The following is a 23955-nucleotide window of genomic DNA, read 5'->3' on the forward strand; positions in this document are numbered from 1 at the left end:
TAAAGCGCATTTTATAAATCCATCAGAACATAGTGATATCAGATAGAACTTAACTCATCTGCTGATATACTCATGCTTATTTTGTTATTCACTTTGTTATGTAGAGATATTTCTATGCCGTGGACTTTTTCACATCCTTCCATATTGTCCCGATAAAACAGTCCCGAATAGGTAAATACCTTAATTTACCTGCATTAATTGTAGGAAGCACTTCACCTGATTTACTCTATTTAGCTGTACCTTTTTTCTTTAGCTTAATGATAATTTTAGGGATATGGTTATATCGAACTAAAACTTAACCAAGTAAACTAAAAAGCCCCGTAATATAAATTTACAGAGCTTTTCTTCGGTATATGCATTTAATACAAGAAATCTTAGCTATCTACTAATTTTTAAACCACTGCATGACTTCTTCGTAACTGCCTTGGTAAATAATTTTATTTTCCTTTTTGCTTAATTGATAACGATACATCGGATCGTAATACTCTTTAAGTAAAGGGATTAACCAAGAAAAATGTGCCTCTGTGTCGGACACTTTTTTCTGTATTTCTAAGGCATTATCTAGCAACTTGGTCAATTCCATTGCTCTTTGAGATCCCAATCGGCGACGGATAGCAAATAAACCATGGTGCAAATAATCACTGTATGCTTGCCAACCTTTTTCTTCGCCATACGCTTCCAGATAATCATGTGTCATGCGATCAAAGTATTCTGCCTTCAAACGTTCTATACGTCGTTCGAAGGGATCATCAACAACAACTATTGAAGCCTCAAGCATTTTTACTCGTAAACATTCAGGTAATCCATTAGCACCAATAGCGCGACCTTCATCCTCAAGTACCCATCGTGTATATTTTGGTGCTTTCTGTAACATTTCAACACCAAGGTGGTTTTCAAATGTAGCTTGAGGAAATTGATCTTCTACTATGCGGCCAAAAGATGAGCCTCGATGGTGCGCAATACCCTCAAGATCAATACCTTCAGGAAGCGAATGCACTAAAGTCGTTTTTCCATTACCTGTACATCCACCAATTAAGATAATAGGCCGTTGAACTAATTCATTTGTCATTTCAATGATAGTCTGTCTTATTACCTTATATCCACCTTCAATTAATGGGTAATCTATACCTATTTCTTTAAGCCATTGCTGAACGATATGAGAACGCATTCCTCCTCGAGCACAGCAAATATAACCATTGGGAAATTGCTCACAAGCTTCACGCCACGCTGCAATGCGCTTATCACGAATTTCACCACTAACCAACTGATGGCCTAAATCAACCGCTTTTTGTGAGCCTTGTTGTTTATAACAAGTCCCCACAGCAGCACGCTCTTGATCATTCATTAAAGGCAAATTGATCGCATTAGGGATAGAGCCTTGATTAAATTCAATGGGCGCACGCACATCAATAATAGGTGTGTTATTAGCAAGAATATGTCGAATATTTTGAGCAGAAAACGCTGATTCCATAATAAAAATTGTAATATCTAGTCAGGCTGAAAGATTAGCTACTATACTCTTAAAATCATATAACGCCCATGATTACAGTCATATTGAAAACGACACTCCACTTTCAATAAGAAAAATTTAAGATAATGTATGGATTGATGAATGAAAAACATCTAACATCTATTCGATATGATGTTTTTGATTAAGTCATTAAACAACTGTAAGTAAAAACACTATAGTGTTTAAACGAATAATAAAATTTATCTAAAAATGACAGGTACATTACCTTGGAAATAATAAGAAAATATTATCATATTACTAGCTTGAGTATAATTGCATTACTATTGTCTGGTTGTTCTCAAGGTCATTCTCCTTTTATTTCTATGTTAGGCGCTTATTTTCCATATTGGATGCTATGTACCTTTATCGGCATATTAGGAGCCTTGATCGTACGTGTATTACTTATCTATTGGGGTATTGATGATAAATTACCGCTCCCTTTAATTTTTTATTTTGCGATATTGTTATCAATTTCTTTAACTATCTCTCTATTTTATTTTTCTTATTAAATTATGGATAAAAAAATCAAAAAAAAATTGGCGCTTATAATCACTGTGATTGTTTTTACGATTACATTCATCTTATTGTGGAAGAATATTCAGTTATCAGCGCTAAATCCACTCAGCGAAGATGCAATAATTGATGCTAACAAAATTAATATATCGTCAACTGTACCCGGACGAATTAGCGCTATTTATGTTAAAGAAAATAGTAAAGTCAATAAAGGGGACTTATTGTTTACTATCGATCCCACCATGTATGCATTAAGGGTTCAGCAAGCGAAAGAACAACTCATGATTGCTGAAGCAACATTAAGTAATAAACAACGCATTATTATTGCAGAAACATCAAATTCAGAAGTTGCAGAAGCGCAAATAAAACGAGCTCAAGTCAATTTATTATTAGCAACTCAATCTCTTAATAGATTAGAGCCGTTATTGGCAAAGGGATTTGTGACGGCACAACAAGTTGATGATGCAAGAACATTAAAACACGATGCAGAAGTCACATTAAAACAGGCACAAAAACAAAATATCGCCTCAGAAGCCTTAATTAATAACACTGATTCAGAAGTAGCATTAGTGAAATCGTTAAAAACCTCTCTGGCAATGGCTGAATGGGAATTAAGTAATACAGAAGTAAAAGCACCAAGTAATGGCTATGTTGCTGGATTAGTATTGTCACCTGGTGAATTTATTCTTTCTGGGCAATCTGTCTTTACCTTAATTAACTCAGACAGTTGGTATGCTTCAGCTTATTTTAAAGAGACAGATTTAAATAATATAAAAATAGGTGACTGCGTGGTTGTCTATTCAATGATTGATAGTAAACATCCTATTAAAGGCAAAGTAGAGGGGGTTAGCTGGGGGATCATGTCAACTGATCTTATTAATATTCCAAGGGACTTACCTTATGTGCCTAAATCACTGAATTGGGTTAGAGTTCAACAACGATTTCCTGTTAAAGTTACTATCACCAATCCACCAGAATATCTTATGCGGGTTGGCGCTACAGCAACTGTTAATATCATAGCTAATGACGATGATTGTTAAACCCTCACTAATAGTGAAACAAGTCAAAAAAGACTTGTTACCCTTTGACTTTCGTTTAGCGACGACTTGGCGCATAGCATTGCTTTGTGCCTTAATGGCTGCTATTGCGATGGTATATGAAATTCCCGAATCTGCTATAAGTTGCTATTTGATTATTTATTTAATCAAAGCTGATGCAGTACAAAATATATTATTATCTATTGGTGTTATTATTTTATGTTCCATTGTGGTGTGTGTTATTTTTTTACTTTTTAATCTCACGATACAAAACATTATTTTACGATTCTTTTTTATGGCTTTGTTTTCAGCCATTTTTATGTATTTAGCCTCTGCAAGTAGCCTTGGTGATATTGGTAATTTAGTTGCTTTAGTTATCGCCTTTTTAATGACTTTAATTGATGATATTCCTGTTGGAGATGTGGCAACAAGAGCACTGCTTTATGCGTTACTTATGGCAGTTTCTCCAATGTTATTGGTCATTTTATTTAATTACTTTTTTGGAATTAGTCCTAGAAAATTGCTGTTAAACAAAATCGCCACACGCTTTTCTACTGCAAGTGATTTCTTTTTAGGAAGAAAGGAAAGTCAACTCGATATCAGTGAATTATTAAGTACACAAACAGAGTGTAAACGCTATTTAATGTTTATTAAGATATTTTATTTACGAGGAAGAGAAGATATTCACTGGTTGGAGAATATGGTTGACAACTCTTATCAAATATTGATTATGTCATTAACTTTTGATAAAAAAACGCCAGCTTCTATACGTTTTCTTCTTTCTAAAAAATGTTTATATCTTTTAGACTGTTTCAAGCATCATCAAATAGAAAAAATAAAAGATAAAATACAAACTAAAAATAAAATAAGTAAACTACACTTATTAAATACTTTTGATAAAATTCTATTTACTGAAAGAGAATCTAAACCTGTACAGAAAAAAACACCTTTCTTTGTTAGTGATGCGTTTACAAATCCTAACCATAAGTACTTTGCCATTAAAACCACGATAGCCGCCATTCTATGTTATATTTTTTATGATTATTTTAAATGGCAGGGTATTCATACTGCAATGATCACTTGTTATGTTGTGGCATTAACATCTGTTGGCGAAACGGTTCATAAATTAACATTACGGATCACGGGTTGTCTAATTGGAGCGCTAATTGGCATAATTTCACTGCTCTATATTATTCCTAATTTATCTGATATTTTTGAATTGATGGTATTGATCTTTTTCTGCCTATTGCCCGCAGCTTGGGTTGCTGTAGGTAATGAGCGTATCTCTTATGCTGGTGTACAAGTCGGGTTAGCATTTTTATTGACAACATTACATGGATTTAAACCTAGCTTTGATATGAATGTAGTGTCTGATCGTATTCTAGGAATTTTGTTAGGTAATATTGTCATGTACATCATTTTTACAAAAGTGTGGCCAACAAGTATTATTAATACAATATATAAACAAATTAGTTCTATTCTAGATAATTATACTGAATTAAGCTATTCAACAAATAAAAATGACATGTTGGATTTAGTTTCATCCGTGAATGAGGCTATTACACAATCAAAAGACAACATAGACTTACTTATCTTCGAAAAAGAAGATAGAGAAAGAAATAAGAATATAATGTTTTTTTTCAAGGAATCATTAAATAAAATTTCTTATATTAGCTATCACAATTATGCTCATAAATTTATTTTTGAAGATAAGCTCTCTTATTCAGATATCAATAAAGAGCCAAAAGATGTATTTAAAAAAAATATTCTTAATAATGAAATAAAAACATTACCAACAAATGAAAGAGAGCTTGTATTTAAACATTTAATAAGAGAAAAATCATAATGGTAAATTTAATCATTAATAATAAGAAAAACATTCTGCCATCTCTGTTAAGCCTATTACTTGTTGGTTGTATTGACACAAGCAGTTCATTTAAACAATATTCTCAACAACCTATTAATTATGATAATACCAAATATATTGCCTCACCCTCTGAGCAATATTTATCGTCAACTCAAGAGAAAACGATTAAATCTAGTTATTCGTTAGCCGATCTTATCGATTTAGGACAACAAAATAATCCAGATACACGTATTGCATGGGAGTTAGCAAAAAAATCAGCGACTGATATTGGTATGGTAGAGAGTACATATTTGCCAATTATCACAGCAACAGCACTCGCAGGGTATCAACACGGGAAAATTGATTTACCTAAAAATCCTATTGTTGATGATATAAAAACATCTAGTAGCGCTTTTATTCCAGCACTCACATTTAGATGGCTTATTTTTGATTTTGGTAAAAGAGGGGCATTAGTTGATGCTGCCAAGCATGCTTCTCTAGCGACAAACCTTAATTTTAATCTGATGCATCAGAAAATTATTCATGATGTCTCTGTTGCATATTTTAGCTATGGTGCGGCACGAAAAAAGGTGAATATCACCCAAAAAGCCCTTCAGAGAAGTAAAGACATTTTATATGCTGTTGAACAAAAACGAATCAAGGGATTAGCAACAGTATTAGATGTAGCATTGGCTAAACAACAAGTGGCACAAGTTGAATTACAAAACGTGTTAGCCAAAGGTCATGAAAAAGATCAATATCAAATCTTATTGTCAGCTATTGGCGTTTCACCTTTTGAAAAAATAACCATTAATTATGCCGATGATAATTTTCTTCCAGATGATATTTCACCATTAACTCATGATGTGATAAAAAAAGCACTTGCACAACGTCCGGATGTTTTAGCGCAATATGAATTACAACAAGCCGCAATCAAGGCTGCTAATTCCGTCGAATCTGACTATTTTCCTAAAGTATATCTTGCTGGTGCACTTGCTGGAGGAACAGGTAGCTTTGATGTTCAGGGGCTTCCTGATATTAGCCAAAGAACATCATCTTCTAATATTCTGATTGGGGTAAGTATTCCATTATATGAAGGCGGAATGCGTCAATCAAGAATGGTAAATGCACAGTCAGAAATTAGGCTAGCACAAGAAAATTTACGCAAAAGCCAAGATATGGCGATAAAAGAGATTTCAATTAGTGAAAATGCTCTGAAATCAGCGCTTGAGGCAAATAAAGCATCTAAAAACTTAGTAGAGACAACACAGTTAACCTATACCGCTAGTGTGGAATTTTATCATAATGGGTTAGGAACAGTAACCGATATTAATACCGCAGAGATTGCATTATTAAATGCACAAATGTCTCAGATTGATGCCTATACAGGCTCACAAATTGCGGCTGTTGATTTAGCATTTGCATTAGGCGAAATAGATAAAGCATTGCCTAATTCGACATTACATTAAACTATTTGTTTTATATATTGATATTTTAGTAGAGGCGGCGTTAATAATAAGCCGCCAGCCTCTAACGCAACGATGAAAGATTATTTATTCAAGTTAATCTGTTCAAAAACAGGTTTATTCATATCTTTAAACTGTGAAAGAGAATATTCGGTATAGTTCATATCGTTATAGCCTCTTATTTTCATTACACCATTCGTTAAATCAGATAACGTTGTCCAAACAGTGTATTCCGTTTGCAGTTGATTACTGGTGCTTTGACTTTCTCCCATGATATCAGCCGTGATATTTTTTGTTCTATCAAAGCGATTCATAATGTGCGCTAGGGTATTCATCGCTTCAGGTGTCGATTCGGCTGTTGGTGCGTAGGTTGAAAAATAAACCGCGCGAATAAAACGGCCAACAGACGTATCTGATGAAGGTAATTGAGATGTTGCAATGCCGCTATCAGGCTGTACAACATTGATATTTGCTAATTTTCCTGAAGATTTATCGATATTAGTTAATTGACTATAGTTGTTAAGGTTTGTTAAATGCCAAGGAAAATCTGGACCATTTGTCATTACACGGGTTGGATTTTGATAAACGTGTAATTTACCGTTTGTGGCTTCAACGACAATACTGCCACCTTTTTTATCATAGAAAGCATAGTGAAAAGGCGATTTTAGATTACCAAAGTTTTTTAACACGGGAGCCCAAAAATAACCTGACTCAACCGCTTTTTGTACTTCTTCAACCGTAGAGAAATTAGCTAATGCCCATTCACCTAACGAAGTAACGGGAATGGCTTTATCATAATCATTTTTATCAAGTGGTGATAATTCAGCTTCTGTTATCATGTTCGCGCTAAATGATAACCCCGCACTATTTAAACCTTGTAATAAGTTATGATCATCACCATCAAAAAAAATATCTGTTGTAACGGCTAATATGTCATATTTATTGCTATAACTTAGGCCATTTTCACCATTAGGCGTTTTTTTTGTAAATTGTGTATTTTTAGGATAATAAGTGATCCATGAAGGTAAATCAGCCGTTAGTTCAAGAGTTCTACCTTGATAAACGTTATTATTTTTATCAAGTATAGCCAAACTAGAGCAGGCTTCACTAGCCATAGAAATAGAGAGTAATGAGGATAATAGAGCAACCAATATTTTATTGCGTTTCATTATGAATTCCTAAATTAAAAAAACTCCTTTAAATTTAGTTCAAATAAAAAAGACAACAACTATTTGGTATATTAAGTGACAAGTATTTTTAGAAATATCGGAGATTTTGTGATATTTGAAATCAGCAGAACAATTTTACATTACGGGTTACATTTTTTAGTACCTATTTTATTAGGGTATCTTTTCTGGCGTAAAAATTGGAAGTTTGCCTCACTGCTTATGATAGGAACAATGGCAATTGATATTGACCATTTGTTAGCAACACCTATTTTTGATCCCAATCGTTGTAGCATTGGCTTTCATCCATTACACACTGTTTGGGCCGCTTTGGTTTATTTGGGTGTATGGTTTTTACCCTCATGGAAATTAAAAGCCATTGCAGTAGGGTGCTTATTTCATTTATTTACCGACTCGGTTGACTGCTATTTAGGTGGGTTAAAACCCAACCTAACAATAATGAGTTTTGATAAAAATTACTTTTTATCTGATCTAAATGATAAATAGGGATTACTAACGCACATTGAACGAAAATTATTACAACACTTATTTTCTCTCTTTTAAGCCCCATAATCTGATGGTAATTGCAAAAAGCTTGATGTAGAGTGCTCAGTCTTTTTTTAATGAAAGTCTATTGGGGAGGCTAAATGTTTATTGGCTTTGACTACGGAACATCAAATTGTTCTGTTGCAATTATGAAAGAGGGAAAACCCACTCTTTTGCCTTTAGAAGGTAATGATGTCTATATTCCATCGACCCTTTGTGCGCCAACCCGTGAATCTGTTTCTGAGCACTTATTTCGCCATTTAAATATTAAACCTTCCAGTGAAATTGGCGAACAATTACTAAGAAAGTCGATTGCGTTTAATCGAGAAGAAGATATTGAATTAGTACCCGAAGATATTCTTTTCGGACAATCCGCACTAAGTTTATATCTACGTGATCCGCGCGATGTATATTACGTTAAATCGCCTAAATCCTTTTTAGGTGCTTCAGGCCTACACGATATACAAATTAGCTTCTTTGAAGATTTAGTTTGTGCCATGATGGCAAATATTAAGTACCAAGCAGAAAAAAGTACACAAGAAGCGATCACAGATACTGTTATTGGCAAACCAATTAACTTTAATGGGTTAGGTGGTGAATCTTCAAATAAACAAGCAGAAAGTATTCTTATCCGCGCAGCTAAAAGAGCTGGGTTTAAGAATATTATGTTTGAATTTGAACCTGTTGCTGCTGGGCTTGAATATGAATCGACATTGACTAAAGACCAAACTGTATTAGTCGTTGATATTGGTGGTGGTACAACTGATTGCTCATTAATTCAAATGGGGCCGAGTTATCAAGGAAAAACTGACCGTTCAAATACCTTACTTGCCCATAGTGGACAGCGTGTTGGTGGTAATGATCTTGATATTTATCTTGCTTTTAAACAGCTTATGCCTTTATTCGGTATGACAGGATTAACTTCTTCTGGTATTAAATTACCGCTGAAACAGTTCTGGGACCCTATTGCGATTAATAATGTCGAAGCGCAAAAAGATTTTTATTCTCGTCAAAATTTGGCTGCATTAAATCAACTTAGACGAGATGCAAAAGAACCAGAGAAAATAGCTCGTCTAATCGAAGTGTATAATGAAACACTGGGTTACAGCATTGTTCGACGTGCTGAAGAGGCTAAAATTGCCTTATCAGATTCTCCTGAATATATTGCTAATATCGCCTTATTAAATGAAACATTAGAATGTACCATTGAGCGTGAACAAATGGTGGAATCGATTGAATCCCCTAAAAGTAAAATGATTGAATTAGTTAATGACGCTGTTCGACAAGGGGGAATAAAACCTGACGCTATTTTTATGACTGGTGGCTCAGCGCGTTCACCGATTTTATGCCAAGCAATAGAACAACAATTACCTAATATTCCTATTGTGAAAGGAAATGACTTCGGTTCGGTTACCGCTGGTTTAGCGCGTTGGGGCGAGGTCTGCTTTAAATAACTTACTTTTTCAAGATATTAAAGCGCTTTACATTTAATCGATGTATTGATTAGATGTAGAGCGTTTTTCTTTATAAAACACGATAAAAACACAACATTCGACAGGAGAACACATGTACCGCTTCCAAAATGATTATAATGAAATTGCACATCCTGCGGTCATGAAGGCAATCACGGATACAGTGGGGCAACGCTATGATGGATATGGCATGGATACGCTTTGTCATCAAGCTGCTCAATTAATAAAACAGCGTATTCAACAGCCTGATGCGGATATTCACTTTTTTAATGGTGGTACCATCACTAATTTAACCGCGATTTCTCATTTTTTACGTCCACACCAAGCAGTTATTTCTGTGAGTACAGGACATATTGCTACACATGAAACCGGCGCTATTGAAGCTACAGGGCATAAAGTTATCACCACATTTTCTGCTGATGGCAAATTAACTCCCGCATTGTTAAAACCTATTCTGGCTGAGCATAATGATGAACATTGGGTGCAACCTAAGCTTGTTTATATAACCAATGCCACAGAAATTGGTACGGTTTATCGCAAAGCGGAGTTACAAGCGCTACGTAACTTCTGTAACGAGCATAATTTATGGCTATATCTTGATGGTGCGCGTTTAGCCGCAGGATTAATGTCCGCACAAAGTGATCTGACTATTGAAGATATCGCCAGTTTAACCGATGCTTTTTATATTGGTGGTACAAAAATTGGTGCAATGTCAGCTGAAACCTTAGTGATTTGTCATCCTGCATTGAAAACTGATTTCCGTTTTAGCTTGAAACAAAAGGGTGGATTACAAGCAAAAGGCTGGTTATTAGGCGCGCAATTTGAAGCTTTATTTAAAGATGATCTCTATTTTAAATTAGGTAAACACCTTAATGAAATGGCATCACAATTAACTGAATTCTTTACTGCACAAGGTTTTGAATTTTTAGCACCGCCAGAATCTAACCAAGTTTTTGTTATTTTGCCAAATACACTTGCGGAAAAATTAACTCAACAATTTGTTTTCCATCGTGTTTTACTTGAAGATCCTAATTTAAGTTGTTTACGTCTTTGTACTTCGTGGGCAACAACACAGCAAGACATTGATGGATTTAAAGCCGCATTTCTTCAATTAGTTTAATTTGTTATTTAAAGTTATTGTTTATGCATTACGCACATATTCAGGCGTAATGCATCTTTAATGTAATAAGAAATTAATTACCCAAATTTAAAATATAATGATGGAGAGGTGTCTTAATAATGCTATATTAATAGCTCCTCACTCAACATAAGTAGGGTAATAGAATGAAGAAACTGACACTCCAAGAAATGACAGATGCCCAACAAATGCGAGTAAGAACCCGAATAGGTCAAGAGAAAAAGAAATTAGGCCGTGAGTTAACTAACGCCGAAATGAATAAAGTCAAAGACTCCATTATTACCGAAATCTCCCTCGAAGTTGAAAAAGCCACCAAAAAAGCACAAGCCCTCAAGAAGAAGCAAAAACTAGCCCCTAGTGATGAAACCTACAGTTGGTCAGCTAAAAACCATACTCGGGGATATCGTTAATTATTGATAAAATGGCGCTAACTTTATAAATAAAAATTAGCGCTATTAATTTACCCTGATATTGACGCAATATTGTTATATTTCCATCGTCTCTATTAATGAATATAACTTTTTAAAAGCATGATATTTTTTTTCGTATGTTTTATGTTTTTCTAAATTTGGCGTATGGCGTTGTTCAAGCTTAGGTTGAGAAAGAATAACGTGTGATGAATAAGCTGGATTTACGGCTAATTGTGCGAGTCTTGCAGCACCAAGAGCGGGACCAACATCACCACCTTGACGATAATCGAGATTTTTTCCAGTAATATCTGCAAGAAGTTGTCGCCAATATTCACTTCGGGCACCACCGCCAATTAACGTAATATTATCAGCTAATTGTCCAGCATTATCAGCAACTTCAATCCCTTGTCGTAATGCAAAACTCACACCTTCAAGAACAGCTTGGCATAAGTCAGCTCTTTGATGTTCATGGGTTAATCCCCAAAAGATACCTTTCGCATTAGGGTTATTATAAGGTGTCCGTTCACCAGAAAGATAAGGTAAAAACAGCAGGGGACTCTGAGCAAAAGTAGCGTGTTTAATTTCTTCAAACATCGCACTCACACTCTCAATTCCTGTCAATTGACACACCCAATCAAGACATGATGCTGCACTTAACATCACTGACATTAAATGCCAAGTATTGGGTAATGCGTGACAAAAACTGTGTACTGCGTTATCACTATTTTGGAGAAATTTTTCGCTAACAACAAAATAAACGCCTGAAGTACCCAAAGAGAGCATTGCCTGACCAGGTTGATAAACACCAACACCAATTGCCCCCGCCGCATTATCTCCAGCACCAGCAATAATAGGTACTTGCTTCATTTGCCATTTTTCAGCAATATCAGCCAATAGATAGCCCGTTATTTGATTACCTTCAAACAATGTTGGCATCTGCCGACGTGTTAATCCTGTCGCATTTAAAAGTTCATCACTCCAATCTCGCTTTTGCATATCTAACCAAAGCGTACCGGCTGAATCTGACATATCACTAGCAAAATTACCGCTCATCTTCCAACGTAAAAAATCTTTAGGTAATAAAACATGTGCAATACGTTGAAAGATTTCAGGTTCATGTTCAGCAACCCATTGTAGTTTTGGGGCTGTAAAGCCGGGCATAACTAAGTTACCAGTGATTTTTTTAAACTGAGGATATTGCGCCTCAAGCGTCTGACACTGTTTAAAACTACGCCCATCGTTCCATAGGATGGCGGGACGTAGCATCGCTTGTTGTGCATCAAGTAAAACGGCGCCATGCATTTGTCCGCTTAATCCAATCGCTTCGATTTTATCCATCGGATAACTGCGCCCAAGCTGAAGAATGGCTTCTTCCGTTGCTTGCCACCATTGCAGTGGATCTTGTTCTGACCATTGAGGGTGAGGGCGTGATATTGCTAAAGAAACAGAATGACTGGCAACAACTTTGCCTTGCTCATTCATGATGATCGCTTTAACGCTTGAAGTGCCTAGATCTAGCCCTAAATACATGAAATTACCTCATGACCTGTATCTAATTAATAAACACAGCGGAAAAACCCGCTGTGTTATTACGTTTATACCATTAACCAAAAATATAGCGATTCACTAAACTTTCTAGCATTTCTTGGCGCCCACTTTGTAACTGTGGCGCTAATGTATTGCTTTGTGCGTATTTCGCCACATCTTCAAGGCTTAATTTGCCTTGTAAGATATTTTGACCAAACTCCGCACTCCAACCTGAATAACGTTGTGCCGTAAATTTATCAAGGCCGCCATCTTGGATCATTTTTGCCGCAATGCGTAATGCCATTGCCATTGTGTCCATTCCTGAAATATGCCCGTAGAATAGGTCATATTTATCATTGCTTTGGCGACGAACTTTAGCATCAAAGTTTAATCCACCTGTAGTAAAGCCACCTGATTTAAGAATTTCATACATGACTAGTGCATTTTCTTCTACGCTATTTGGGAATTGGTCTGTATCCCAACCTAATTGAGGATCACCACGGTTAGCATCAACAGAGCCTAAAATGCCTAACGCAATCGCAGTTGCAATCTCATGGTGGAAACTATGTCCTGCTAATGTCGCGTGGTTTGCTTCAATGTTTACTTTCACTTCTTTTTCAAGGCCAAACTGCTTTAAGAAGCCATAAACGGTTGCAGTATCATAATCATACTGATGTTTTGTTGGCTCTTGAGGTTTGGGTTCAATCAATAATGTGCCTTGGAAACCAATTTTATGCTTGTGCTCGACCACCATCTGCATAAAGCGGCCAATTTGCTCCCTTTCTTGGCGTAAATCAGTATTTAGTAGGGTTTCATAACCTTCACGCCCGCCCCATAATACATAGTTTTCACCCCCCAGTGCTTTTGTCGCTTTCATCGCTTCACACACTTGTGTTGCGGCCCATGCAAAAACATCAGGATCAGGATTTGTTGCCGCGCCCGCGCCATAACGAGGATTAGTGAAGCAATTTGCCGTTCCCCATAATAGCTTAACGTTAGTCTCTTCTTGTTTTTCCGCTAATACGTCGGTGATCGCCGCCATGTTAGAAATATATTCATTGATGCTATTCCCTTCGGAAATCACATCCACATCATGAAAACAATAGAAAGGAACATTTAGCTTATGAAAGAATTCAAAGGCCACATCAGCTTTACGCTTAGCTTGCTCTAAAGCTTCACCTGGTGTTTGCCAAGGTCTATCAAAAGTACCGATACCGAACATATCAGAACCATTCCAGCAGAAGTTATGCCAATAACAAGCTGCGAATCTTAAGTGATCTTCCATTCGTTTACCCAAAATAATCTCATCAGGGTTATAGTAACGAAACGCTAATGGATTATCGCTTGTTGTGCCTTCATATTGAATTTTTTCAATTTTATCAAAGTAAGACATGGAACCGTCCTTATTTAGTATCAAGTTGTAATTCTGAATGTGATCCAAGTTCAGCAGTCATTTCTTCCTGCTCTTCTGGTGTTAATTTGGCAATGCCAAAGCCCGTAAAACCCCACAGCATGGCAAAGAAGATGCCACTCCAGCACAATACAGCCCAAGGTAAGTAACTTAAGGTTGCAACACCTAATGTACCCGCCATATAAGCGCCGGCAGCGGTCCACGGTAAAATAGGTTCAAAGATAGTGGCGGAGTCTTCTACAGTACGTGCCAGATTTTTAGGATGTAAGCCTCGTTCAATATAGGCACCACGTAACATTTCTATAGGAATAAGGATTGAGATTTGTCCATTACAGGTCACGCCAATCATAGTTAGTCCACAAACAATTGTGGCTAAGATCATCGAACCTGTTGAGTGCACCATTTTTAACAATGCATGAACAATCACTTCTAATGCGCCACTTAACGATAAAGTACCAGCAAAAGAGAGGGCGCAGAAACAGATAAGCAGAGTGCTCATCATGGAATTCATGCCACCACGATTTAGTAAATTACCTAACAATTCAGGAACTTCTTTACCTTGGATCATCGAGACATTGAAACCATCAACCGCACTTTTTACTATGTCATGTAAACCAAAGCCTTGAATAAGATAAGCGTTAAACATCGCAATTGCGGCAGAGGCTAGCATCACAGGGATAGTGGGCTTTTTCGTTACTGAACCATATAGAATTACCAATACAGGAATGAGAAGAATAAGATTGAAGTTATAAACATTCTCAAGACCATTGGTAATTAAGGTCACTTTTTCTGGCACACCTTGACCCGCTAAATCGCCATTCATGCCATAAACAGTCATCACAATCGCCGTTAAAATTAGCGAAGGCAATGTGGTATAAAGTAAATGCCAAATATGTTGATAAAGGTCGATCCTTGCTGCCATTGCGGCAAGGTTGGTATCACCTGATAATGGTGAGAGCTTGTCACCAAAATAAGCCCCTGCAACCACAGCACCGGCTGTTGCCGCAAGGTTTGCTTCCATGCCCACTGCAACGCCCATAAATGCAACACCAATGGTTCCAGCAGAACCCCATGATGTTCCCGTACAGACCGATACCAATGACGTGACCAATAATGCTGTGACATATAGCATTTCAGGGCTAATCATTTTCAAGCCGTAATAGATCATCAGTGGAATGGTGCCACCAATCATCCATGTGCCTATTAACAAGCCCACACTGATTAAAATCAGCAATGCAGGCATAGTTTTAGCAATCTTTTGTGAGATAGCGGTTAAGATCTCGTCATAGCGATATCCCAACCGTTTTACTAACAGTGCAGCCACAACAGTCGAAAGCACCATTAATGGTTCTGGTGGTAAATCAAAAGCGGCGTAGCCTCCTCCTAATAACACCACCATAGTGAGAATAGGAAAGAGTGATTCAAGAAGCGTGGGCGTTCTTGGGCTGTTTATCATTTGCGTTTTCATTGTAATTTATTCCAAACTGGCGTGAGGTAAGGTACGAATAAGCCGAGTGAAAGCGGTTTCTAATATTGAACGAGGTGTCGCGATATTAATGCGGAAAAAACCATCCCCAACCGCACCAAAACCACGCCCCCAACTCATTTCCACTTCGGCTAATGAAACAAACCAATGTTTTAGTTGTTCTTCGGTTAACTGCATTTTTTGGTAATTAACCCATAGCATGTAGGTGCCATGACTTTGTGTGACAACCCAATCGGGAAAATAACGTTCACATTGTTCTTTTACCCAACGTCGGTTATCAGCAAGGTACGTTTTTAATTCACCAACCCATTGTTGGCCTTGTAAGGTGTAAGCTTGTAAAAAAGCGGGAACTGAAAAATAACCAGGATTATGAATACCTGCAGCAATTAAGCATTGCTTGAATTTTTCACGGTATTCAGGGTTAGCAATCACAATATTCGCTATCTCTAGTCCTGCTAAATTGAAAGTTTTAGCTGGAGATGTGCAAATAAAAGAGTGTTGTTCTACATAGGTGTTTAAGGATGAAATAGGGTGATAGCGAGCATCATCAAAAACAAAATCTGCGTGTACATCATCAGAAATAATAAAAACGTGATATTTTTGTGCAAGCTTCGCTATTTTTATTAAATCAGTTTGCTGCCATACCGTACCTGTTGGATTGTGTGGTGAAAGCAACATAAAACAGACCGATTGTTTAAACTTATTTTCTAGATCGTCAAAATCAATTTCATAGTAACCGTCACGATAAATTAACGGGCTTTCTAATAACTCGCGGTTATTTACACAAACAGCATTACTAATAGGATGATAAGCCGGAGATAGCGTTGTGATTTTATCGCCTATTTGTGTGAAATTCTGGATATAAAGTGAAACCGCTTGTATAACACGAGGACAAAATACAATCGTCTCAGGAGCAACTATCCATTGATATTGGCTTTTAAACCAATTAGCAGCAACGTTATTCCAATCATGGCTAAGATCGGTATAACCATAAATTCCCTTGTGATTAAATTCAGCAAGTCTGTTTGTAATAAAATCAGGCGCAGCAATTTCCATATCCGCAACAGATAATGGAATAACATTAGCGTTACTATTACACCATTTTGCGCTATAGGTATTTTGCCTAGAAATTAATTTATTAAAGTTATTCTGATACATGAAAAATCTCCTCGGCAATCGTGTTTAAAAACAAAATACTCGTTGTTCTTAACATTGGTTATTCCTATTTTTTACTTTGCTATTACGAAATTTGGCTTGTGTGATAGTAATCACATAGCGATGAAAGCAAGTTCTAGCAAAATTAAAGCTGTGGTTTAATGCGTAGCTGGATAATCAGGTAGAGTAAAATGAAAAAAGATAAATACTTTCGTATTGTGCTGTTATTCAACGCTAATAAAGTCTATGACCGACAAGTAGTTGAGGGTGTTGGAGAATATCTTCAGGCATCGCAGTGCCATTGGGATGTATTTATTGAAGAAGATTTTCGTACTCGAGTGGATAATATTAATCACTGGGTTTGTGACGGTATTATTGCAGATTTTGATGATCCGATTATTGCGAAACATTTAAGCCAATCATCGTTAGCGGTAATTGGTGTAGGTGGCTCTTATCATCAAGAAAAAAGTTACCCGCCTGTACCTTATATCGCCACTGATAATTATGAATTAGTTCAACAAGCCTTTTTACATTTAAAACAGAAAGGGCTGAAACACTTTGCTTTTTATGGCCTACCAGCAAAAGATCATCCTCATTGGTCTAATGAACGTGAGTACGCTTTTCGCCAATTAGTCACCAGTGAAAAATATCCAGGCATTGTTTATAACGGCATGGATATAACGCAAGAAAATTGGCAACACGCGCAAAATCGTTTATCTGATTGGATACAAACGTTACCGCCACAAACTGGCATTATTGCGGTAACAGATGCACGAGCGCGTCATTTACTGCAAGTCTGCGATAATTTAAATATAAATGTACCTGAAGAGATCAGTATTATTGGTATTGATGATGAAGATATGACCCGTTATTTATCTCGTATTGCATTATCTTCTGTTGTGCAAGGTTCACGACAAATGGGATATTTAGCTGCAAAGCTATTACATCAAACCCTAGAAGGGCATGTAACAGATAAACAGCAAAGAGTATTAGTTCCTCCCGTTAAAATTGTTGAACGGCGCTCAACTGACTTTCACTCATTTAACGATCCCACTGTTGTTCAAGCTATGCATTATATTTATTACAATGCCTGTAAAGGGATAAAAACAGAACAAGTTTTAGATGCAGTTAATATGTCGCGTTCTAATTTAGAGCAACGGTTTAAAAAAGAAATTGGCAAGACAATTCATACTGTTATTTATGAAGAGAAACTCAAACGCGCTCAAAATTTATTAGCCACAACAACACTCGCAATCCAAGAAATTTCAGTGATGTGTGGCTATCCGTCATTACAATACTTTTATTCTATCTTTAAAAAAGAATTTGGCATGACGCCGAAGGAGTTTAGAGATGAGTGAGAGTAATATTTTCGGTACTATTTTATCGATGCTAGATATTTTACTTTCGACGGCTATTCGCCCACGGATCACAATCTGGATGATCGAAAACTTCAATCACATCATCAATATCAGCTTCAAGAGAATCAAGATAAAGCGCTTCTACTTCAGCCCGTGCCCACGGAGTTCTACGCAAAAACTTTAAACTCGATTTCACGCTAGGAACACTTCTAAAGCAGTTAATTTTGATAAGCTGTCCTAATTTAGCCCAACCATATTTTGCCACTAGCGCATTTACTTGCATTTCAAGAGTAACGCCGTGTAGCGGATCTTTAGAACGATGTCCTGTCATGATTTTCTCAAATACGTTTTAATTGTTTCAAAGGTAAGAAGCGGTGCAGAGTACAAGAAAGCCATAGTAGTATCAATAAAAGGTATCGAATAAAATAAATATGGCATGTATTCTAAAGCCAAGCCATTAAATTAATCTATTTAATAAGCTTTAATGACTTGGTTACTACTTATTACTTCTTACGCGAAAAAGCAGAAAAAGAGTGAGTCACTTTTTTAGTACTGATTATTTTATCTAATTGTTGTTGCAGCTGTTTATCATCGATTGTCGCGCGATCATGTTGACGAAGATGCTCAGCCCAAGAAGCCACCATAAAAGTTTCCATATACGTTCGAACGTTATTTTCTGTAATCGCATCAGATAAAACAAATAGTCCCCATGAATAACCGCCATCTCTTAAACGAACCGTTTTTAATCGATTCATTAAACTTAGGAATTGCTCATGGTGATTGACTCCAATTTGATAATTCACGGTAATTAACACAGGGCCTTTATCTGTTGTAATATCAATCAGTCCATCATCCAAAATAAAGTGTTCTGAGTGCTGTAAGTTGATGTTATCATGTTCCAATTTGACGCGAAAAACACATAACCAAACTAAAATAATCCCAACGGTTGCACACAGCAAAGCCACCGTCACTGACGTATGTGAAGCAACTTGTCCCCAGATAAGGGAACCTAACGCCATTGAGCCAGAAAATACGGTTAAATAGAGCGCAAGACCTCTCGCACGAACCCAATTAGGCAATGCTGTTTGTGCTGAGACCATTAATGTGGAAAGGGTGATTATCCAGCTAAATCCAGCAAGCATACTAGCAAAAATAGCTAAATATTTTGAAGTCGCACTGGCGAAAATAAATAACACTAATGCAGTCACCACAGTGCCAACAGCGATTAGTGTGCTGGTACTCCATTTTTCACGCAATGTTGATAAGCTAAATGCACCAGCCACTGCACCAATACCAATGCTGGTGGTAAGTAACCCATATAATGTTGCATCACCATGTAGTGAGACCCGAGCGACTAGCGGTAACATTGCCCAATAAGCGCTTGCAAAAATAAAAAAGCTGGCTGCTCTTATAATCGTTTTTATTAATGCAGGGCTATAACGTGCATAGCGTAAACCGGAGATCATTGCAGCCACAACAGATTCAGCAGGGAGTTTTTCCTCTTCTTTTTTCTCACCATCCCACCACCAGACAGCCAGAATAATGGCGATAAAGCTTAAAGCATTAAGTAAAAATGGAAGATAAAGACCGACTTGGGAAATCAAAATACCTGCAAGTGCTGGGCCTATTGCGCGACTGATATTAATACCCATACTGTTTAAGGCAATACCTGATTTTAATTCATTGGGTTCGATAATACTTGGTACTATCGCTTGCCATGCAGGACCTAAAAATGCTGCGCCAGAGCCCAGAACAAAAGTAATTAATAATAACCAGCCAATGCTGATAACATCGAAATACACTAAAACAGCCAATAATGAAGCCGCACAGAGCATTAACATATTCACAAAAATAAGCAGCTTTCGTTTATCGAAAATATCAGCAATAGCTCCTGCTGGAAGTGCCAATAAGAAAACAGGTAATGTTGTCATGGCTTGAATAGCGGCAATCATTACGGGATCAGGGCTTAGGTTTGTCATCAACCAACCGGCACCCACATCATTCATCCAAGTACCAATATTAGAAAATAGCGTTGCCATCCATAATACGAAAAAAATACGATTACGTAAGGGCGACCATGCAGAGGTGCGTTGCGTTGTCATCGTCTTATCTCTTTTGTTTGAGATGGTTGGCAAGCAATGACCAACCATCGTTATCATAAAAATTAGAATGCAAAGCAAGAACAGCCTAAAGCACCCCAAAATGCATTATCATCTGAAACAGGAATGGATGATTGGCGAGCAATATCATGTTGATGCCCATGAACATGGCAGGCACCACAGCATTGATGTAGCTGATTTAATACCGCTGTTTTTGTCTCTTGTCGCAAATAAGAATAGTGACCAGGTACTTTGATCACCGGTGACCAATCAGGTAATACAGGAATAGAAGGCGGTGTTAATGATGAAAAATCACCATTTGCATACACTATCTTGCCATCTACGACGGTTAAAAGTGATTCAATCGCTTTGATTTCATTTTCCGGTACTCGAAAATAATCAGCAGAAAGGGCGATAAAGTCGGCAAATTGACCTACTTTAATTTGACCTTTTTTACCTTGTTCATTGGAGAACCATGAACTTCCCATCGTCCATAACATAAGCGCTGTATCTCTGTCTAAACGATTATCGCCGTCATACATTTGCATCCCCCCTACAGTACGCCCTGACACTAACCAATAAAGCGCTGTCCACGGATTGTAACTAGCAACACGAGTTGCATCTGTACCTAATCCAACAGGAACTTGTGCATTTAACATTTTGGCGACAGGGGGTGTTTGTTTCAGTGCTTTTGTACCATAACGTTGTGCAAAATATTCACCTTGGAATGCCATACGATGTTGAATTGCTAATCCACCGCCAAGCGCTTTAACGCGTTCAATATTTTTCTCACTGATGGTTTCAGCATGATCGAAAAACCAATGCAAGCCATCGAAAGGAATGTCTTTATTTACTTTTTCAAAAACATCTAACATGCGACTAATGGATTCGTTATAAGTGGCATGTAAACGAAATGGCCAGCGATGTTCGACTAAATGACGAATCACTTTCTCTAATTCTGCTTCCATGTTTTCAGGAAGATCAGGCCTTGGCTGTAAGAAGTCTTCAAAATCTGCCGCAGAAAAAACCAACATTTCACCAGCACCGTTATGACGATAAAAATCACTGCCATCACCGGGTGATACCATTGATGTCCATTGTTGGAAATCTTCAAACTCTTGCTTTGGTCTTTGAGTAAATAAATTATATGCAATACGAATCGTTAATTGATTATTCTTAGCAAGCTCATCAACAACTTGATAATCTTCAGGGTAATTTTGAAAACCACCCCCCGCATCAATAGCGCTCGTTACACCAAGACGATTCAATTCTCTCATAAATTGACGGGTTGAATTCACTTGATATTCAAGAGGTAATTTAGGGCCTTTTGCTAATGCAGAATAGAGCAACATCGCGTTAGGTTTTGCTATCAATAATCCGGTAGCATTGCCATGTTCATCACGCTGAATTTCACCACCTGGTGGATTGGGTGTCTCTTTGGTATAACCAATCGCACGCAATGCTGCTTTGTTTAGCAATGCGCTATCATAGAGGTGTAATACAAAAACAGGCGTATCAGGAGAAACCGCATTAATTTCGTCTAGCGTTGGCATGCGACGCTCTGCGAATTGAAACTCGCTCCAACCACCAACAACACGTACCCATTGCGGTGACGGTGTCACTTGGGCTTGAGCCTTTAACATATCAAGGGCAATAGAAAGAGAAGGGACGCCTTCCCACCGTAATTCTAGGTTGTAGTTTAATCCACCGCGGATCAAATGAAGATGAGAGTCATTAAGCCCAGGAATAATAACGTGTTTTTTTAGATCGATGATTTTTTTTTCTGCATTTTGAAATTGCATCACTTCATCATTTGAGCCAATAAAAAGAAATTTACCTTGATAGACAGCGATCGCTTGAGCGAGAGGATTTTCTCTATCAAGAGTATGGACCTCGCCATTGATAAATATTTCGGTCGCGAAAGTTTTATTCATGATTATTGATTTCCTATTTAAAAGGAATTAACCCTTTATTAAGTAAAAGGTGTGATCGTACCGAGCTGTATTAGCAATACAGCTAACTATTTATTTTTAAAAATAAATTAAAGATAAGAAGGCAGTTTTTTATATTTATTCCAGCAGGTTTATTAAATTGTAGCTTAAGTTTATTTCATTACCATTTAAAACATTTGCTTTAAGAGAACAAAAAAATGAACAAGATAAAAATGAGCTAATCTATTGATATTTAATTGAATAATAAGTTTTTCACCTGAGCATGGTTTTAGCACAGTATCGAAGATAAGAAGTGACTATCAATAAGTAAGAAAGAATATAAAGCCGTTGGTTCAATACTTTAATATAAAAAATAATCAGTATTAATAGGGCTTAATTAATAGGGCTCAAAGATGATGATACACAGACCTAGAATAAAGTTACATGCTTCATTTAACATAATATACATTATGCGAACCTTGGTATCTAAATACGGATAGGCATTGAAATCTCTATTTTTGGCTAATTGATTATGTTGGTTCTTTTTAAACATAACTTTTGATATCGTCACTTTCTATATCAAATTCCCATCGTTGATACTATTCCTATTAGTGTTATTAACTGCCATTTGATGCCAAACAAAAATATCACTTTGTATTACTTCTATAATGACCAGCCTATTCATTGATACAGACGTGATCACATGGTTAACAAACTGAATCTTAATTGGCCTGAATTTTTAGAGAAATACTGGCAAAAGAAACCTGTTGTACTGAAAAATGCATTTCCTAATTTTGTCGATCCAATCACTCCAGATGAACTGGCAGGTCTGGCAATGGAACCGGAAATCGACAGCCGCCTTGTCAGTTTCACTGGCAACAAATGGCAGGCAAGTCACGGTCCGTTTGAAGACTTCAGCGAATTAGGCGAAGAAGGCTGGTCACTACTGGTACAAGCAGTTAACCATTGGCATATGCCAGCAGCTGAACTAGTAAAACCATTTCGAGTGCTACCTGAATGGCGTCTTGATGATCTGATGATTTCCTATTCAGTGCCCGGAGGTGGTGTCGGACCTCATATTGATAACTATGATGTTTTTATCATTCAAGGAATGGGACGCCGTCGTTGGCGCGTAGGTGACGCCCTGCCAATGCGTCAGTTCTGCCCGCATCCTGCATTACTGCATGTTGATCCATTTGAGCCAATTATTGATGTAGAAATGGCACCGGGAGATATTCTGTATATTCCACCAGGATTCCCTCACGATGGCTTTACTTTCGAAGATACCATGAACTATTCTGTCGGCTTTCGTGGACCCAATGGTCGTGATTTGCTAAGTAGCTTTGCAGATTATGCACTGGAACAGGATCTGGGCGGAATAAATTATGGCGATCCTGATCTGACAGTACGCGATAACGCAGGAAGAATGGAGTCTTATGAAGTTGAACGCCTGCGCGCTATGATGATTGAAATGATCAACAAGCCTGATGATTTTGAACAGTGGTTAGGCCGTTTTACAACCACACCACGCCACGAACTCGATATTGCCCCTGCAGAACCACCATATCAGCCAGACGAAGTACTAAGTGCGTTAAATGCGGGTGAAAAACTGAACCGACTAAGCGGACTGCGCGTCCTACGTATCGAGAATGATTTCTTTGTGAATACAGAAGCTTGGGCTACCAAGGAAATGAAAGGAGCAGATGCATTATGCCAGTTTACGGAAGTTGGCACAGATGAACTCGGTGAAGCATTGAAAAATCCGGCCTTTGTTGCGGAATTAACCGAATTTATCAATCAAGGATATTGGTACTTCGAAGAATAAATAATAATTGCTGGATATGATAAAGCACCTGCTTACGGGTGCTTTATTTTTTCGTTTCC

At 37.3% G+C, this 23955-nt stretch carries 19 protein-coding genes; 10 read left to right on the top strand and 9 right to left on the bottom strand.

Annotated elements, in window-relative coordinates:
* Positions 1–385 precede the first annotated feature (385 nt).
* Entirely contained in the window at positions 386–1471 is a 1086-nt protein-coding gene (gene mnmH, locus GWI59_RS01065; RefSeq protein WP_161723810.1) for a tRNA 2-selenouridine(34) synthase MnmH, read from the bottom strand.
* Positions 1472–1860: 389 nt separating this feature from the next.
* Here mnmH and GWI59_RS17480 point away from each other — a divergent pair, with 389 nt between their 5' ends.
* From GWI59_RS17480 to GWI59_RS01085, 4 genes are read left to right on the top strand one after another with little or no spacing between them, the layout of a single operon-like run.
* Positions 1861–2019: a hypothetical protein gene (locus GWI59_RS17480; RefSeq protein ID WP_237584731.1), complete on the top strand. Its 159-nt coding sequence runs from the start codon at positions 1861–1863 to the stop codon at positions 2017–2019.
* Positions 2020–2022: 3 nt separating this feature from the next.
* Positions 2023–3063, top strand: coding sequence for a multidrug transporter subunit MdtN (mdtN, locus tag GWI59_RS01075; RefSeq protein WP_161723814.1), 1041 nt, complete (start codon positions 2023–2025; stop codon positions 3061–3063).
* Positions 3053–4906, top strand: coding sequence for an FUSC family protein (locus GWI59_RS01080; protein ID WP_109848454.1), 1854 nt, complete (start codon positions 3053–3055; stop codon positions 4904–4906). Before mdtN ends, GWI59_RS01080 begins: the two co-directional genes overlap by 11 nt.
* On the top strand, positions 4906–6375 hold the full coding sequence (locus GWI59_RS01085; protein ID WP_109848453.1) for a TolC family protein: 1470 nt from the start codon (positions 4906–4908) through the stop codon (positions 6373–6375). The genes GWI59_RS01080 and GWI59_RS01085 overlap by 1 nt, the downstream gene beginning before the upstream one ends.
* A gap of 80 nt (positions 6376–6455) precedes the next feature.
* On the opposite strand, the gene GWI59_RS01090 is transcribed toward GWI59_RS01085, so the two are convergent.
* Complete coding sequence (locus GWI59_RS01090; protein ID WP_161669293.1) at positions 6456–7544, bottom strand: linear amide C-N hydrolase; 1089 nt, start codon at positions 7542–7544, stop codon at positions 6456–6458.
* A 105-nt stretch (positions 7545–7649) separates the two neighbouring features.
* Here GWI59_RS01090 and GWI59_RS01095 point away from each other — a divergent pair, with 105 nt between their 5' ends.
* The 4 genes from GWI59_RS01095 to GWI59_RS01110 all read left to right on the top strand — a co-directional run bounded on the left by GWI59_RS01095 (position 7650) and on the right by GWI59_RS01110 (position 11104).
* Positions 7650–8045, top strand: a complete 396-nt coding sequence (locus GWI59_RS01095; RefSeq protein ID WP_161723816.1) for a DUF6122 family protein — start codon at positions 7650–7652, stop codon at positions 8043–8045.
* Between the two features lie 140 nt (positions 8046–8185).
* Complete coding sequence (gene yegD, locus GWI59_RS01100) at positions 8186–9538, top strand: molecular chaperone (protein ID WP_109848451.1); 1353 nt, start codon at positions 8186–8188, stop codon at positions 9536–9538.
* Between the two features lie 112 nt (positions 9539–9650).
* The gene (locus tag GWI59_RS01105; RefSeq protein ID WP_161723818.1) at positions 9651–10676 is read left to right on the top strand and encodes a threonine aldolase family protein; all 1026 of its coding nucleotides are present in this window, start codon (positions 9651–9653) and stop codon (positions 10674–10676) included.
* A gap of 164 nt (positions 10677–10840) precedes the next feature.
* On the top strand, positions 10841–11104 hold the full coding sequence (locus GWI59_RS01110) for a DUF3811 domain-containing protein (RefSeq protein ID WP_072063915.1): 264 nt from the start codon (positions 10841–10843) through the stop codon (positions 11102–11104).
* Positions 11105–11179: 75 nt separating this feature from the next.
* Here the strand turns inward: GWI59_RS01110 and xylB are convergent, their stop codons facing one another.
* The 4 genes from xylB to GWI59_RS01130 all read right to left on the bottom strand — a co-directional run bounded on the left by xylB (position 11180) and on the right by GWI59_RS01130 (position 16686).
* Positions 11180–12634, bottom strand: a complete 1455-nt coding sequence (gene xylB / locus GWI59_RS01115) for a xylulokinase (protein WP_161723821.1) — start codon at positions 12632–12634, stop codon at positions 11180–11182.
* Between the two features lie 73 nt (positions 12635–12707).
* Entirely contained in the window at positions 12708–14024 is a 1317-nt protein-coding gene (gene xylA, locus GWI59_RS01120) for a xylose isomerase (protein WP_161723823.1), read from the bottom strand.
* Between the two features lie 10 nt (positions 14025–14034).
* The gene (nhaC, locus tag GWI59_RS01125) at positions 14035–15510 is read right to left on the bottom strand and encodes a Na+/H+ antiporter NhaC (RefSeq protein ID WP_161723825.1); all 1476 of its coding nucleotides are present in this window, start codon (positions 15508–15510) and stop codon (positions 14035–14037) included.
* A 6-nt stretch (positions 15511–15516) separates the two neighbouring features.
* Complete coding sequence (locus GWI59_RS01130; protein ID WP_115065340.1) at positions 15517–16686, bottom strand: MalY/PatB family protein; 1170 nt, start codon at positions 16684–16686, stop codon at positions 15517–15519.
* A gap of 188 nt (positions 16687–16874) precedes the next feature.
* Here GWI59_RS01130 and GWI59_RS01135 point away from each other — a divergent pair, with 188 nt between their 5' ends.
* On the top strand, positions 16875–18041 hold the full coding sequence (locus tag GWI59_RS01135) for a XylR family transcriptional regulator (RefSeq protein ID WP_115065339.1): 1167 nt from the start codon (positions 16875–16877) through the stop codon (positions 18039–18041).
* A 40-nt stretch (positions 18042–18081) separates the two neighbouring features.
* Here GWI59_RS01135 and GWI59_RS01140 read toward each other — a convergent pair whose 3' ends face one another.
* The 3 genes from GWI59_RS01140 to GWI59_RS01150 form a co-directional block, all read right to left on the bottom strand.
* On the bottom strand, positions 18082–18372 hold the full coding sequence (locus tag GWI59_RS01140) for a VF530 family DNA-binding protein (RefSeq protein ID WP_161723827.1): 291 nt from the start codon (positions 18370–18372) through the stop codon (positions 18082–18084).
* A 172-nt stretch (positions 18373–18544) separates the two neighbouring features.
* Complete coding sequence (locus GWI59_RS01145) at positions 18545–20143, bottom strand: MFS transporter (RefSeq protein ID WP_109848447.1); 1599 nt, start codon at positions 20141–20143, stop codon at positions 18545–18547.
* Positions 20144–20205: 62 nt separating this feature from the next.
* Positions 20206–22074: an amidohydrolase gene (locus GWI59_RS01150; protein WP_161723829.1), complete on the bottom strand. Its 1869-nt coding sequence runs from the start codon at positions 22072–22074 to the stop codon at positions 20206–20208.
* A gap of 700 nt (positions 22075–22774) precedes the next feature.
* Between GWI59_RS01150 and GWI59_RS01155 the strand changes: the two genes are divergently transcribed.
* A complete protein-coding gene (locus GWI59_RS01155; protein WP_161671551.1) occupies positions 22775–23896 on the top strand; it encodes a ribosomal protein uL16 3-hydroxylase in 1122 nt (373 codons plus the stop codon).
* Positions 23897–23955 lie beyond the last annotated feature (59 nt).

This window comes from Proteus sp. G2673 (assembly GCF_009915125.1).
GTDB classification, from domain to species: domain Bacteria; phylum Pseudomonadota; class Gammaproteobacteria; order Enterobacterales; family Enterobacteriaceae; genus Proteus; species Proteus penneri.

Bases quoted from the DNA above. Each gene is read 5' to 3' on its own strand.
- mnmH (WP_161723810.1), bottom strand. From the start codon at position 1,471: ATGGAATCAGCGTTTTCTGCTCAAAATATTCGACATATTCTTGCTAAT.
- GWI59_RS17480 (WP_237584731.1), top strand. From the start codon at position 1,861: ATGCTATGTACCTTTATCGGCATATTAGGAGCCTTGATCGTACGTGTA.
- mdtN (WP_161723814.1), top strand. From the start codon at position 2,023: ATGGATAAAAAAATCAAAAAAAAATTGGCGCTTATAATCACTGTGATT.
- GWI59_RS01080 (WP_109848454.1), top strand. From the start codon at position 3,053: ATGATTGTTAAACCCTCACTAATAGTGAAACAAGTCAAAAAAGACTTG.
- GWI59_RS01085 (WP_109848453.1), top strand. From the start codon at position 4,906: ATGGTAAATTTAATCATTAATAATAAGAAAAACATTCTGCCATCTCTG.
- yegD (WP_109848451.1), top strand. From the start codon at position 8,186: ATGTTTATTGGCTTTGACTACGGAACATCAAATTGTTCTGTTGCAATT.
- GWI59_RS01105 (WP_161723818.1), top strand. From the start codon at position 9,651: ATGTACCGCTTCCAAAATGATTATAATGAAATTGCACATCCTGCGGTC.
- GWI59_RS01110 (WP_072063915.1), top strand. From the start codon at position 10,841: ATGAAGAAACTGACACTCCAAGAAATGACAGATGCCCAACAAATGCGA.
- xylB (WP_161723821.1), bottom strand. From the start codon at position 12,634: ATGTATTTAGGGCTAGATCTAGGCACTTCAAGCGTTAAAGCGATCATC.
- xylA (WP_161723823.1), bottom strand. From the start codon at position 14,024: ATGTCTTACTTTGATAAAATTGAAAAAATTCAATATGAAGGCACAACA.
- nhaC (WP_161723825.1), bottom strand. From the start codon at position 15,510: ATGAAAACGCAAATGATAAACAGCCCAAGAACGCCCACGCTTCTTGAA.
- GWI59_RS01130 (WP_115065340.1), bottom strand. From the start codon at position 16,686: ATGTATCAGAATAACTTTAATAAATTAATTTCTAGGCAAAATACCTAT.
- GWI59_RS01135 (WP_115065339.1), top strand. From the start codon at position 16,875: ATGAAAAAAGATAAATACTTTCGTATTGTGCTGTTATTCAACGCTAAT.
- GWI59_RS01140 (WP_161723827.1), bottom strand. From the start codon at position 18,372: ATGACAGGACATCGTTCTAAAGATCCGCTACACGGCGTTACTCTTGAA.
- GWI59_RS01145 (WP_109848447.1), bottom strand. From the start codon at position 20,143: ATGACAACGCAACGCACCTCTGCATGGTCGCCCTTACGTAATCGTATT.
- GWI59_RS01150 (WP_161723829.1), bottom strand. From the start codon at position 22,074: ATGAATAAAACTTTCGCGACCGAAATATTTATCAATGGCGAGGTCCAT.
- GWI59_RS01155 (WP_161671551.1), top strand. From the start codon at position 22,775: ATGGTTAACAAACTGAATCTTAATTGGCCTGAATTTTTAGAGAAATAC.